The sequence below is a fragment of the Stenotrophomonas sp. YJH_SMC_43 genome (genome assembly GCF_059372535.1).
Window position 1 is genome coordinate 290,848 of sequence record NZ_JCAFVQ010000001.1, and the last position, 14,008, is coordinate 304,855.

Here is a 14,008-nt window from a genome sequence, read left to right on the forward strand (position 1 = left end):
CGTGTACCGGAAACGGCGCTCATCGAGCGCCGTTTTTCGTTGCTGGCCAGGCATCATCCGTGCTCAAGGCGTGGCGCTGACGCCCTTGCCCAGCGCTGCATCGGACGGCGCACTGGGGCCCAGCACCTGCAGCTGCATCGCCTCCATCCGCTCCAGTACCTTGCGCTGCTTGCCGTTGAGGCCGCGCGAGGTGATTGCGATGTGCTTGCGTGCAGCGTCCAGCGGCGCGGGTTGGTAGTGCACCGTGAAGCGGCGCAGGGCGCATCCCGTAAGCTTGTCGACCGGTGCGCAGTCGTTGGCGTTGAAATCGATATCGCCGTCGGCGGCAACAATGAAGGGGCTGAGCAGGATCTGCCCTTCGCGGGCAGTGAAGGCCAGTGGCGCGTGGGCCTTGGCGATGACCGCCTGGATGCGTACGGCAGGGATGTCTTCAGGGACGACCCTGTCATCCCAGTAGCCTTCGGTCGGGCGCGAGGTTTCGTAGTTCTGGGTGCCCCATGCCACGCAGTTGCCGGAGGCCACATGCACCGAGATGCAGACCTGCTGGGAGTGCTGATCGGTCAGGACGCCGGGTGGTACCCAGACCTTCTTCCAGGAATAGAAACGGTAATCGACGTCGGCCAGGCGGGTGGCGCCGATGTCCTTCGATACTTCGTCCGTGGTCCCCAGCGGCTTCAGCTTGGCCACGCGGGTGTTCAGGCGGTAGTTCTCCGCACCGTTCAGCAGATAGGTGCCCGGCGGAATCAGATGCACCTCGAACACGTCCATCAACACCGTCCGCTGCGGGCCGGTTTCCAGTTCGTTGGTGTTGAACAGCTGCACATAGCCCTGGGAGGGAATATCCTTGTGCTGGAAGGACACCCGCGTCGAGAACCCGGGTAGGTCGGTCGAGCGGTTGCCCAGATGAAAGCCGGGGACCGGAGAGCCGACACCTGGCCCGCCGTTGTGCACGACATACGGGGCCGGCACCAGCACGGCAACCAGACCGTCGCGGGTGGCACCGTCAATGATGTCCACCAGCTTGGCTGTGTTCTCCTTTTCCTGTGCATAGGAAAGCGGTGCGGCCTGCCCAGAGCATGCCAGGCCCAACGTGGTTAGCAGCAGTGCGCAGGCGGTCGCGATCTTGAGGGTCTGCATCGACGTCTCCTTGTCAGTACCGCCAAACCCTAGCACGGCCCCTGCAGGCTTGAGGTGCACGGCGCCGGCGTGGTCCGGCGCCTTGTGCCATCAACGTGCGGGCAGCAGCGCCTGAAGCTGCGATTCCAGTTCCTGCTGGCGCCAGCCCGCCAGTGCGGCCGGCCATTTGCGGCGTTCCAGATAGCTTTCCAGATGCTTGCGGGAGGCCAGCACGCCATCCGGCAGGCCCAGCTCGCGGCTGCGTTCGGCCACCGCGTCCTGCAGCTTCTTCACTACCTGCTTGTTGCTGTCGTTGGCGGGCAGTGCCAGCGGTGCCTCGGCTTCATCGGCCAGCGGTGTGGACAGTGCCTGCCAGACCGCGCCTGCCAGCTTGCGCGGTGCCTTCGGGAACTGCTCGAACAGCCTGCCCAGCGCCGTCTCGTCGGCCGGTGGCGTGCGCGCCAGGGTGGCGGCCAGTTCGTTGTCCAGGATCCAGCTTCGCGGGCGGTCGCTGCTGCGTGCCTGCACATCACGCCAGCGCAGCAGGCGCAGCAGGCGGTGCTGTGCGGCCGCGTCGAGGAACTGCGCCGAGCGCATCGCCAGATGCGGCCAGCGGTCCTCATCGTTGGCGACGCTGGCCAGCAGGCGCTCGCCATCGTCGTGCAGCCACTGCTGGCGGCCAAGCGCCTGCAGCTTGGCATCAATGGCGTCATGCAGCGCGAACAGGTGCTCGACATCGTCGGCGGCGTACTGCAGCTGCGACTCCGAAAGCGGGCGGCGCATCCAGTCCGAACGGGTTTCGCCCTTGGCCAGGGCGACGCCGGTGATTTCCGCCACCAGCTTCTGGTAGCCCATGCCGCCGCCGATGCCGGCCAGCGCGGCACCGATCTGGGTGTCGAACAGTGGTCGCGGCAGCACGCCGCACGCCCACTTGAAGGCGACCAGGTCTTCGCTGGCGCTGTGCATCACCTTGATGATGGATTCATCGGCCAGCCACGGTGCCAGCGCCTCGGTCATGCCGGGAATCAGCGGGTCGATCAGCAGGATGTCCTGCCCGACCGCCATCTGCACCAGGGCCAGCTGCGGCCAGAAGGTGCGTTCACGGATGAATTCGGTGTCCAGGCCGATGCGGGTCGGGCGCTGCTGGAAGTACGCATCCAGCTCGGCGGGGGTGGTGATCCAGGTTGCCACGGTTCAGGGCCTACTACTCGGGTTTGCTCAGGCAGGGGAGAATAGCCTAACGTCGGTGCGCGTCCGTGCCGAAGGAGGCTCCGCTTGCGTTTTCCGTTGTCGTCCGCGCTGTGCACCGCCCTGGCCATGGCCCTGGCAGGCTGCACGCCGTCGCCCCCCACGGCAGCGGACCGGAGTGCCGGGGAGGAGGCGCGCCCGTCCGCGAACGCAAACAGCGACGAGCGCCCGCAGGCCGGGCAGGGCAGCGTGACCATCGCCGGTGAGGATGCCGCCGAGGATGTACAGCAGTGGACGCCGCCGCGGGTGGACCGCCAGGGCCGCAGCCTGGCCCAGTTGCGCCGCGCGGCCGGGCAGGCCTTCACTGAGGGCCGGCTGTATGAGGATGCCGATGCCGCCATTCCGCTGTGGCTGGCAGTACAGGAAGAGGACCCGGATGACCGCCAGGCCCGCCAGGGCCTGCAGCGTGCCCGCCAGCGCCTGCAGCAGCAGGCGGATGCGTTGCTGGTGCGGCCGCTGAAGCAGCGCGAGGCGCTGGCCGAGGCCAGCCGCCAGGCGCTGGTGCTGCTGACCCTGGCGCCCAAGGACGAGAAGGTACGCGCACTGCAGGGTCGGGTGGAGCTTGCCCAGCGGGTGGTCGCTTACAACCGCGCCGGTGAAGAGGACCTGCGCGCGGACCGGATCGGCGAGGACGGGGATGGCGCCATCGGCAACTTCCGCGAGGCGCTGGCACTGGACGAGAACAACAGCCGTGCACGGCAGGGACTGGCCGCGGCCGAAAGCGGGTTGATCCGTCGTGCCGAGGACGCTGCTCGCACGCGCGATTTCGCCAGCGCGGGCACCTGGCTGGCCGAAGCCAGCAAGGTGCGCGACTCGTCGCCGACCATTGCCGACGCGTTCGAGCGCATCGAGCAGATCCGTGCGGCGGCATTGCTGCAGTTGCGCGATGACGGCCTGCGCGACCTGTCCACGCCGCAGGGCCTGAAGCCGGCACGCGAGAAACTGGCCGAGGCCCTGCGCATCGCCCTGCCGGGAGACGCGGTGGTGGCCCAGCTGCGTGAGCGCATCGACCTGGCCACCCACTACGGCAGCTTCCGCCCGGGACAGGTGTTCAGCGACGCCATGCGTGATGGCGGACGCGGTCCGCAGATGGTGGTGGTGCCGCATGGCGGTTTCCAGATGGGCGCCGGTGATGCCGAACCGGGTTCGAGCGATGCTGAGCGACCATCGCACTATGTGCGCTTTGATCGAGGCTTCGCGATGGCGATCACCGAGGTCACGGTCAGCGATTTCCAGCGCTACGTGAAGGCCACCAACGCGCGCCCCCGGGCGACGCGGCGTGGCCATTCGGTGGTCTATGACGAACGCAGCGGCAATTTCATCCGCCGCAGCGGCGTGGACTGGCGCTCGGATTACGACGGTGGCCGCGCGATGGCCAATTCGCCGGTGATGCACGTCAGCATCCGCGATGCCGAAAATTATGCGGCGTGGTTGTCCGAGCAGACCGGGCGCAGCTACCGGTTGCCCAGTGAAGCAGAGTTCGAGTACGCGCTGCGCGGCGGCAACAGTGGTCGCTACCCCTGGGGCGATGCGGGCACGCCGCCGCCGGGCAGCGGCAATTTCACCGGCAGCAAGGATGTGTCGCCGTCCGGGCGGCATTGGCACAACGCCTTCATCGGCTATGGCGATGGCTGGTGGGGGCCGGCACCGGTAGGGAGTTTCCAGGCCAATGCCTTCGGCCTGCACGATATGGGCGGCAATCTCAGCGAATGGGTGGCCGATTGCTGGCATGCCAGCTACCGGCGCGCGCCCTCCGATGGCGCCGCCTGGTTCAACCCGGGCTGTCGCGCACGGGTGATCCGGGGGGGCAACTGGGCCAATGCGCCGGAGCAGACCCGCGCCGCCTGGCGGCAATCCCAGGACTCGGATACCACCAACGCGCGCATCGGCTTCCGCCTGGTACGCGGTATCTGATCGGCAGCCGGCTTCACCCGTTGCTGGCATCGGCGCACTAAGATTGCGCCGTGCCCGCCGGCCGGCGGGGCCTGCTGGAAGCCGACCCGATGCGCAACGATCCCTTTTCCCGCCCGCCACAAGGCTCGCAGCGCCGCGGCCTGTTCGGCAACATCCGCTGGTGGGTGCTGCTGCTGGCCGCCGGCTACGCGGTCTTCTACTGGTTTTCCAACCGCACGGTGGATCCCTATACCGGCGAGAAGGTGATGATCGACAGCAGCCTGGACGCGCGCCAGGAGACTGCTTTGGGGCTGCAGGCCTACCAGCAGATCCTGTCGCAGGAACGGCCGATGGACCCCAATGCACCGATCGCGCGTGATGTGCGTGACATCGCCCAGCGCCTGATCGCCAAGGTCGATGTGGTGGAGACCGCGCTGGCGCAGGAGCATGGCGTGCAGCCGGCGCACTTCGCGCGGGATTTCCAGTGGGAAGTGAACGTGATTCCGTCCGACCAGGCCAATGCGTTCTGCCTGCCGGGCGGCAAGATGGCGGTCTACACCGGGCTGGTGCCGGTGGCGCGCACCCGCGATGCGATGGCGGTGGTGATGGGCCACGAGATCGCGCATGCGCTGCTGCGCCATGGTGCACAGCGCATGGCCCAGCAGAAGCTGACCCAGATCGGGCAGGTGGCCGGCGCCGCCAGCGGCATGGATGCGCAGCAGCAACAGATGATGATGTCAGCGATGGGCTACGGTTACCTGTTGCCGTATGCACGCAGCCACGAGACACAGGCCGACGAAGTGGGCCTGATGCTGGCGGCGGCGGCGTGCTTCGACCCACGCGAGGCGGTGCCGCTGTGGCAGCGCATGGGCCAGGCCAGTGGTGGCCAGTCACCACCGGAGTTTTCCTCGACCCACCCGAACCCGGGCACCCGCATCCAGAACCTGCAGGCGCTGATGCCGAAGGCACTCGAGTACCGGCAGAAGTTCTGCGAGCAGGCAAAGTAGAGGGTGTTCGGCAGGGCTTGCAGCCCTGCACCTGCCGAATCCAGAGCAACAGCAACCGCCGAAGCAAAAGCTGGCTATCCGTGGGATAGCGGGGTGGGTCCGGCTGCGGGAGACGCCGTAACCCCGTCCATGGGGGCTTGGCCGCGGCATCCATGCCGCGGACACTCCCGCAACCGGACCCACCCCGCCTTCGACAGATTTCTGCGACCTGCTGTAGATCCACGCCATGCGCGGATGCTTTTCGATCTCGATTCGAAATATTCGATTCCGATGGAGATTCATCCACACATGCGTGGATCTACCGTGTCGACCAAGGTCGACACCTACCAACAGCCACCGGAATCTGTCAGAGGTGGGGCGGTGTCGGAGTGCGGGGTGTCAGCCGCATGGATGCGGCTGCCAAGCCTACAAGGACGTACTTGCGGCGTCCCCGCACTCCGACATCGCCCCGCCATCCCACGGAATGCCTGCTTTTGACGTTGACGTTGCCTTGGCTTGAAGCCTCTGTGGGTGCAGGGCGCAGCCCTGCCGAACAACCCTCTACTTGACCTGCACGTCGATCACGCCGTCGCCGACGCGCGCCTGCAGCGCATCGCCAGGCTGCACCTGATCGACCTTCCGCACCAGAGTGCCGTCGTCGCTGCGGGTGAGGATGCTGTAGCCGCGGGCCACGGTCGCCAGCGGGCTGACCGCTTCCAGCGAACGCGCCAGCCCGCGCAGGTGCAGTGCATCGCGTTCCAGCAGGCGCTGCATTGCAGCCTGCGGACGCCCACGCAGGGCGGCGAGGCGGCGCTGCATCGCGTCGAGCTGGCGCTGCGGATGGTGCCCGCGCAACACCGCCGCTGCATGGCGCAGGCGTGCGGCACGGCGTTCCTGCTGCTGATTGAACGCGGCATGCAGGCGCCGGCCCAGGTCCAGCTGGCGGCGACGCAGCAGATCCAGCCTGGCCTGCGGGCTCTGCGCGCTGAGGCGCAGCAGCGCACGGTCGGCACGCTGCATCGCCTGCTGCATCGTGTGCCGCTGCAGCTGCACCATGCGTGCCGCCGTGCGGCGCAGGCGCAGCGCCAGTTCGCGCTGGTCCGGCACCAGCAGTTCGGCGGCCACCGACGGTGTCGGCGCGCGCAGGTCGGCGGCGAAGTCGCTCAAGCTGAAGTCGGTTTCGTGGCCCACCGCCGACACCACCGGGGTGCGGCTGGCGGCGATCGCACGGGCCAGTGCTTCATCGTTGAAGGCCCACAGGTCTTCCAGTGAACCGCCGCCGCGGGTCAGCAGGATCACGTCGTAGCGACCACTGGCATCGGCGGCCTGCAGCAGGCGGGTGATCTGTGCAGCGGCGCTGCTGCCCTGCACCAGGGTCGGCAGCAAGTCCACTTCAAGCAGCGGGAAGCGGCGGGCCAGCACGCTCAGCACGTCGCGCACGGCGGCGCCGGTGGGCGAGGTGATCACTGCCAGGCGCTGCACGTGCGCGGGCAGCGGCCGCTTGCGCGCCGGGTCGAACAGGCCCTCGGCCTCCAGGCGTGCCTTCAGCTCTTCGAAGGCGCGGCGCAATGCGCCTTCGCCGGCTTCCTCCATGTGGTCCAGCACCATCTGGTACTCGCCACGAGCGTCATACAGGGTCACCTTGCCACGCACCAGCACGCGCATGCCTTCGCGCGGCACGAACTTCAGGTACTGCGCCTTCATCCGGAACATCGCCGCGCGCAGCTGCGCGCGTGCGTCCTTCAGGGTGAAATACAGGTGCCCGGAGGAAGGACGGGCCACGCTGCCCAGCTCGGCCTCGACCCAGATCGCCGGGAAGCTGCCTTCCAGCAGGTCGCGGGCCAGGGTGTTGAGCTGGCTGGGGGTGAGGATGTCGTTGTTGCGTGGCTGCATGGGAACGGCGTGCTGCGGGTGGAGCGGGTGCTCAGGATCGCACGTCAGCGCGCCGTGTGCTGGCCCAGCGCCCACTGCACGTGTTCACGCACCAGCGGCGAGGGATCGTCGATGCGGGTCTGCAGTGCAGCGAGCGCTTCGACCGAAGAGGGGGCATTGCCCAGCGCCACGGCGATGTTGCGCAGCCAGCGCTCGTGGCCGCTGCGCCGGATCGGGCTGCCTTCGGTGCGGCGCAGGAACTCGGCTTCATCCCAGGCGAACAGCTGGTCCAGCCGCGCGGTATCGAGGTTGTTGCGTGCGCGGAAGTCGGCTTCGTCGGTGCGCTTGGCGAACTTGTTCCAGGGGCACACCAGCTGGCAGTCGTCACAGCCGTAGATGCGGTTTCCGATCAACGGCCGCATGTCTTCGGGGATGGCACCGTTGTGCTCGATGGTCAGGTAGGAGATACAGCGCCGCGCATCCAGGCGCTGCGGGCCGGTGATGGCCTGGGTCGGGCAGACATCGATGCAGCGCGTGCAGGTACCGCAATGTGCAGTGGCCGGAGCATCGATCGGCAGCGGGATATCGATGTAGATCTCGCCGATGAAGAACCATGAGCCGCCATGACGGTCGATCAGGCAGGTGTGCTTGCCGATCCAGCCGAGACCGGCATTGCGCGCCAGTGCGCGTTCCAGCACGGGGGCCGAATCGACGAACACGCGGTAGCCCAGCGGTGCCACTTCATCGTTGATCTGCGTGGCCAGCTTCTGCAGGCGGTTGCGCATCAGCTTGTGGTAGTCGCGGCCCAGCGCGTAGCGGGCCACGTAGGCACGTCCCGGGTCGGCCAGGGTCGCCCAGGCTTCGGTGTCGTCCTTGTGGCTGTAGTCCATGCCTACCGAGATCACCCGTACGGTGCCGGGCAGCAGCTCCGCAGGGCGCGCGCGCAGGGTGCCGTGGCGCGCCATCCAGTCCATCGTGCCGTACAGGCCCTGGCCCAGCCAGTCGGCCAGGTGCGCTTCATCCTCGCCCAGCTCGATGCCGGCGATGCCGCAGCGCTGGAAGCCATGCGCACGGGCCAGTTCGCGGATGCGCTGCACGGCCTGGGCCGGATCGACAGGGGTGGGGGCAGGGGACATGTGCACCAGTATAAAATCCCTGCATGGCCAACCTCGCCGATCTGTTCGATTCTGCTGCCGCGCGTGCGCTTGATGCGCAGGCCTCGGCACTGGCTGCCGAGGGCGGCTGGGGCCTGATGGCGCAGGCCGGCCAGGCTGCCTGGCAGTGCCTGCTGCAGCACTGGCCGCAGGCGCGGCGGATCGGCGTGGTGGTCGGAGCGGGCAACAACGGTGGCGATGGCCATGTGCTGGCCCGCCACGCGCTGCAGGCCGGGCGTGAGGTGATGGTGATCGCCTTGCCGGGGAAGTCACCGTCAACCGTGCTGGCACAGCGTGCGGCATCGGAATTCAAGTCCGGCGGCGGCACCATCACCGATTTCGACGGCGCGCTGCCCGAGGCTGATATCTGGGTCGATGCCCTGTTCGGTCTGGGCTTCGATCGCGCGCCGGAAGGCGTGGCGCAGGCGCTGATTGTCGCGCTCAACGCGCAGGCGGTACCGGTATTGGCGCTGGACGTCCCCAGTGGCGTCGATGCCGATCGCGGTGCCGTACCGGGCGTGGCCGTGAAGGCCGCTTTGACCCTGCAGTTCATCGTGCCGCATCGCGGGCTGTATACCGGCGACGCGCTGGATCATTGCGGCCAGAAGGCGCTGGCGCCGCTGCAGCTGCCCGCGGCCGCACGGCAGGGCGTGTCACCCGCCGCGGAGCACTGGACCCAGGCCCGCTTGCCGGCACTGCTGCCGCCGCGCCGCGCCAACACCCACAAGGGCGAATCCGGGCACGTGCTGTGCGTCGGCGGCAACCATGGCAGCGGCGGCGCCATCGCCATGGCGGCCGAGGCCGCTTTGCGTGCGGGCGCGGGATTGCTGAGCCTGGGTACCCGCCGCGATCACGTCGGTCCGTTGCTGGCGCGCCTGCCGGAGGCGATGACCCATGCGCTGGAAGACGGCGATGTGCTGCCGGCGCTGCTGGACAAGGCCAGGGTGGTCGCGATTGGCCCCGGTCTGGGCCAGGACGAATGGGCGCTTGCACTGTTTGCGCGGGTGCTGGCCAGCGCCAAACCGCTGGTGGTCGACGCCGATGCGCTGAACCTGCTGGCGCAGGATCCGCGCGCGCTACCGGACGCCATCCTTACGCCACATCCGGGCGAGGCCGCGCGCCTGCTCGGCTGCAGTACCGCTGACATCCAGGCTGATCGCTACCGCTGTGCGCAGGCGTTGGCCGAACGCTTCCACGCCGTGGTGGTGCTGAAGGGCGCAGGCAGCATCGTGACGGCCCCCGGGCAGGCGCCACGGCTGATCGGTGCAGGCAATCCCGGCATGGCCGTGGGAGGCATGGGCGACCTGCTCACCGGCATCATTGCCAGCCTGCGCGCGCAGGGGCTGGCCGCCTTCGACGCTGCCGCCGCTGGTGCACTGCTGCATGCGCTCGCGGGCGACGCCGCGGCCGCCGATGGCGTGCGCGGCCTGCTTCCTACTGATCTGCTGTCGCCGTTGCGGCGACTGGCCAACCCGGAACTCTCTCGATGATCGATTTCTTCCTTGCCGACAGCGATGCCACTGAACTGCTCGGGCAATGGCTGGCGGCCACCCGGCCGCCGCAGGCGTTGGTCGAACTGCGCGGCGACCTGGGCGCCGGCAAATCCACCACCGCCCGCGCACTGCTGCGCGCGCTGGGCGTGCAGGGCGCTATCCGCAGCCCCACCTACACCCTGGTCGAGCGCTATCCGCTGGCCAGTGGCGGTGAGGCGTGGCACTTGGACCTGTACCGCATCGGCCAGGCCGGTGAGCTGGATTTCCTCGGCCTGGACGAGGGCAGCGCGGTGCTGTGGCTGGTGGAATGGCCGGAACGGGGCGCCGGCGCGCTACCGCCGACCGACCTGGTGGTGGCGCTGGAGATCGAGGGGCAGGGGCGTCGCGCGCGTCTCACTGGAGTAAGCGACGTCGGACATGAATGGCTGAAGCGGCTTCCCCAAGGGGGCGACTTGCAGGCCATTTCTGTCGGCTGACGAGAACAAAGACCGGCAGGTTACGGATTATTAAGGAAAAAGGTGTTGCATTCCGTTCAGCGCGGTGATTGAATCCTGAGCCATGCGCCCGGGGAACCGTCTCATCGCCATCTGTGCCGCCGTCGGACTGGGTCTGGCGAGCGTCAGCGCGTGGGCCGGTGAAATTCGCCAGGTCCTGCTGAATACCGGTGCCACCGGCACCCGTGCCGAGATCTCGCTGGTGGGCAGTGGTGGTTACAAGACGCTGTCGCTGGCCGGACCGAACCGCCTGGTGGTCGATTTCCCGGACTCCAGCGCCGTACGCAACCTGAAAATGCCGGCGGCGCAGGGCGTGGTCACCGCAGTGCGGACCGGACAGCCGGTGCCGGGTACCTTCCGTGTCGTTTTCGACCTTGCTGAATCGGTGGCGCCGTTCCGCCCACAGATGCAGCGCGAGGGCAATGAATCCAAGCTGGTGATCGAATGGCCGGGCGATGGCCCGGCCGTGGCCGCCAGCCGTCCGGCAGCGACGCCGGCGGTGCAGCCACAGGCACCGGTCAACACGCCTGCACCGACGCCGACGCCGGCGGAGAGCGCGCAGTCGCGTTCCGATGCTGCGCGTGCCACCGCGCTGCTGACTGCCCAGGTTCGCCAGCAGGCCAGTGCCACTGCCGCCGCGCCGGCCACGCCCACCCCGGCGCCGTCCACTGCACCGGCCCAGGTCGCGGCGGCCGGTACCGTGGCCAGCAGCTCGCCTTCTTCGTCGCCGGCCGCGATCCTGGCTGGACAGCGCACCGCCGCGGTGGTGACCACGCCGCCGGCTACGGTGCCCGCACCGGAACCGACGACGGTGGAACCGCCGCGTCCGGCCATGCCCAGCGATGCGTCGCGCATCCGCATGCAGGCTGGCATGCGTCATCTGGTGGTGGCCATCGATCCGGGTCACGGCGGCCAGGATCCGGGCGCGATCGGCCCGACCGGCAAGCGCGAAAAGGATGTGACCCTGGCGGTGGCGCGTGAACTGGCCCGCCAGGTCAATGCGACGCCGGGCCTGAAGGCTTACCTCACCCGCGACAGCGACGTGTTCATCCCGCTGCCGATGCGCGCACAGAAGGCGCGTGCGAACAAGGCCGACATCTTCATTTCGATCCATGCCGACGCGGCCGAAAACCGTTCGGCCACCGGTTCGTCGGTGTACGTGCTGTCGACCAAGGGCGCCTCTTCGCAGCGCGCCCGCTGGCTGGCGGACAAGGAAAACGCGGCCGACCTGGTCGGTGGCGTGCGCCTGCAGCAGACCGAAGGCACGCTTGCCAACGTGCTGCTGGATCTGGCCCAGAGCGGCTACATGAAGGCGTCCGAGGACGCGGCCGGCCACGTGCTGGGCGGCCTGAAGCGGATCGGCAACAACCACAAGCCGAACATCGAGCGCGCCAACTTCGCGGTGCTGCGCACCTCGGACATGCCGGCGATGCTGGTGGAAACCGCGTTCATCTCCAACCCGGATGAAGAGCGCCGCCTGATCGACCCGGCCTACCAGCGCAAGATCGCCGGTGCCGTGCTGGACGGTGTGCACACCTTCTTCAGCCGCCAGCCGCCACCGGGCACGTTGTATGCCGCCCGCGCCCAGGCCGAGATCGACGCAGCCGGCACCATGGCCGGCGGCAGCAAGTAACCCGCCGAAGGCGGTTTACTGCTTTCTGTAGAGTCGAGCCGCGCCCCATGACCGATGGGCGCCCTTCTGATGAACGCAACGCCATGCGCGCGGACCCTGCCGCTGGGCACGCGGGATGATTCATGCTCGACTGGGCCTTGCCGGTAGCCCGTCAGGCGAGCATGGCTCGACTCTACCCTCGGCCGCTCCGTTATCATCCCCGCATGACGTCTGCTACCCATCCGCGCCCGATCCGGCCGTTGCCGGAGATCCTCATCAACCAGATCGCCGCCGGCGAAGTGGTCGAACGTCCCGCGTCGGTGGTCAAGGAGCTGGTCGAGAACGCGATCGACGCCGGTGCCAGCCGCGTTGATATCGATCTTGAAGAGGGCGGTGTACGCCTGATCCGCATCCGCGACAACGGCAGTGGCATCGCACCGGAACAGCTGCCGCTGGCGGTATCGCGCCATGCCACCAGCAAGATCGCCGATCTGGACGACCTCGAATCGGTGGCCACGCTCGGCTTCCGGGGTGAAGCGCTGCCGTCGATCGCCTCGGTCAGCCGTTTCACCCTGTCCTCGCGTCGCGCACATGACGAACACGGTTCGGCGCTGCAGATCGAAGGCGGCAAGATCGGCGAAGTGACCCCGCGCGCGCATGCGCCGGGCACCACGGTAGAAGTGCGCGAGCTGTTCTACAACGTACCGGCGCGGCGCAAGTTCCTGCGCGCCGAGCGTACCGAGCTGGGCCATATCGAAGAATGGCTGCGTTCGCTGGCGCTGGCGCGGCCGGATGTCGAGCTGCGCGTGTCGCACAACGGCAAGGCCTCGCGCCGCTACAAGCCGGGCGATCTGTATTCCGATGCGCGATTGGCTGAAACGCTGGGCGAGGATTTCGCCAACCAGGCCGTGCGCGTCGACCACAGTGGTGCCGGCCTGCGCCTGCACGGCTGGATCGCGCAACCGCATTATTCGCGCGCCAGCGCCGACCAGCAGTACCTGTACGTCAACGGCCGTTCGGTGCGCGACCGCAGCGTCGCCCATGCGGTGAAGATGGCTTACGGCGACGTGCTGTACCACGGTCGCCAGCCGGCCTATGTGCTGTTCCTTGAGCTCGACCCGACCCGCGTTGATGTCAACGTGCACCCGGCCAAGCACGAGGTGCGTTTCCGTGATTCGCGGCTGGTGCATGATTTTGTCTACCGCACGCTGAAGGATGCGCTGGCCGATACCCGTGCCGGCATGTCGGCGCAGGGCATCGGTGCCGGCTCCGCGCATCCGGCGGATGCAGGTGCGGCATCGATGGTCTCCAGTGCGGGCGCCTCCGGTTTCGGTCTGGTCCGCGGTGCCGCACCGGGTGCCGGTTCGAGTGGCGGCGGTGGTGGATTCTCTGGCTGGCGCCCGCAGCAACCGCTGGGGCTGCAGGTGGCCGATGCTCCGGCTGCCTATGCCGCGCTGTATGCCGCACCAGCCGGCGCCGAGCGCGGTGCTGCGCTGCCGCCAATGCCGACCGAGAACGGACTGCCGGTCACCAGTGCCGACGCAGGCGTGCCGCCGCTGGGCTACGCGATCGCGCAGCTGCACGGCATCTACATCCTGGCCGAGAATGCAGAAGGCTTGATCGTGGTCGATATGCATGCCGCGCACGAGCGCATCGGTTACGAGCGCCTGAAGAACGCGCACGACGGTATCGGCCTGCAGTCGCAGCCGCTGCTGGTGCCGATCACGCTGGCAGTGGGCGAGCGTGAGGCCGACACTGCCGAAAGCGAAGCCGACACACTGGCGGCGCTCGGCTTCGAGGTGACCCGCGCCGGCCCCGGATCCCTGCATGTGCGCAGCATTCCAGCGCTGTTGGCGCATGCCGAACCGGAAGGGCTGCTGCGCGACGTGCTGACCGACCTGCGCGAACACGGCCAGAGCCGGCGCGTGGCCAGTGCGCGCGATGAACTGCTGTCGACCATGGCCTGCCATGGTGCGGTGCGCGCCAACCGGCGCCTGACCGTGCCGGAGATGAACGCGCTGCTGCGCGACATGGAAATCACCGAGCGGTCTGGCCAGTGCAACCACGGCCGACCGACCTGGGCCCGTTTTTCGCTGGCGGAGATCGACCGCTGGTTCCTGCGCGGACGTTGAGGGGAGCA

At 68.3% G+C, this 14,008-nt stretch carries 10 protein-coding genes; 6 read left to right on the top strand and 4 right to left on the bottom strand.

Annotation, left to right across the window (positions count from 1 at the left end; all coding sequences use genetic code 11):
- Positions 1 to 63: 63 nt before the first annotated feature.
- Positions 64 to 1,137 (bottom strand): hypothetical protein, encoded by a 1,074-nt coding sequence (locus AC5QAH_RS01360; protein WP_241877446.1) that lies wholly within the window; start codon positions 1,135 to 1,137, stop codon positions 64 to 66.
- 90 nt (positions 1,138 to 1,227) lie between these two features.
- Positions 1,228 to 2,307: a ribonuclease D gene (gene rnd, locus AC5QAH_RS01365; protein ID WP_312662943.1), complete on the bottom strand. Its 1,080-nt coding sequence runs from the start codon at positions 2,305 to 2,307 to the stop codon at positions 1,228 to 1,230.
- An 84-nt stretch (positions 2,308 to 2,391) separates the two neighbouring features.
- Between rnd and AC5QAH_RS01370 the strand changes: the two genes are divergently transcribed.
- Together AC5QAH_RS01370 and AC5QAH_RS01375 are read left to right on the top strand one after the other, a co-directional pair.
- Positions 2,392 to 4,278 (top strand): formylglycine-generating enzyme family protein, encoded by a 1,887-nt coding sequence (locus tag AC5QAH_RS01370; RefSeq protein ID WP_143993983.1) that lies wholly within the window; start codon positions 2,392 to 2,394, stop codon positions 4,276 to 4,278.
- Between the two features lie 89 nt (positions 4,279 to 4,367).
- Positions 4,368 to 5,264, top strand: coding sequence for a M48 family metallopeptidase (locus AC5QAH_RS01375; RefSeq protein ID WP_019336850.1), 897 nt, complete (start codon positions 4,368 to 4,370; stop codon positions 5,262 to 5,264).
- A 540-nt stretch (positions 5,265 to 5,804) separates the two neighbouring features.
- On the opposite strand, the gene xseA is transcribed toward AC5QAH_RS01375, so the two are convergent.
- The gene (xseA, locus tag AC5QAH_RS01380; protein WP_043400889.1) at positions 5,805 to 7,136 is read right to left on the bottom strand and encodes an exodeoxyribonuclease VII large subunit; all 1,332 of its coding nucleotides are present in this window, start codon (positions 7,134 to 7,136) and stop codon (positions 5,805 to 5,807) included.
- Positions 7,137 to 7,180: 44 nt separating this feature from the next.
- Positions 7,181 to 8,251 carry a tRNA epoxyqueuosine(34) reductase QueG gene (gene queG / locus AC5QAH_RS01385; RefSeq protein WP_241873158.1) on the bottom strand — a complete coding sequence of 357 codons (1,071 nt, stop codon included), beginning with the start codon at positions 8,249 to 8,251 and terminating at the stop codon, positions 7,181 to 7,183.
- Positions 8,252 to 8,274: 23 nt separating this feature from the next.
- Here queG and AC5QAH_RS01390 point away from each other — a divergent pair, with 23 nt between their 5' ends.
- From AC5QAH_RS01390 to mutL, 4 genes are all read left to right on the top strand, one after another.
- Entirely contained in the window at positions 8,275 to 9,759 is a 1,485-nt protein-coding gene (locus AC5QAH_RS01390; protein ID WP_171955220.1) for an NAD(P)H-hydrate dehydratase, read from the top strand.
- Positions 9,756 to 10,238 carry a tRNA (adenosine(37)-N6)-threonylcarbamoyltransferase complex ATPase subunit type 1 TsaE gene (gene tsaE / locus AC5QAH_RS01395; RefSeq protein ID WP_043400894.1) on the top strand — a complete coding sequence of 161 codons (483 nt, stop codon included), beginning with the start codon at positions 9,756 to 9,758 and terminating at the stop codon, positions 10,236 to 10,238. Before AC5QAH_RS01390 ends, tsaE begins: the two co-directional genes overlap by 4 nt.
- Positions 10,239 to 10,320: 82 nt before the next feature.
- On the top strand, positions 10,321 to 11,889 hold the full coding sequence (locus AC5QAH_RS01400) for an N-acetylmuramoyl-L-alanine amidase (RefSeq protein ID WP_049454828.1): 1,569 nt from the start codon (positions 10,321 to 10,323) through the stop codon (positions 11,887 to 11,889).
- A gap of 203 nt (positions 11,890 to 12,092) precedes the next feature.
- A complete protein-coding gene (mutL, locus tag AC5QAH_RS01405; RefSeq protein ID WP_143994824.1) occupies positions 12,093 to 14,000 on the top strand; it encodes a DNA mismatch repair endonuclease MutL in 1,908 nt (635 codons plus the stop codon).
- Positions 14,001 to 14,008: the final 8 nt, after the last annotated feature.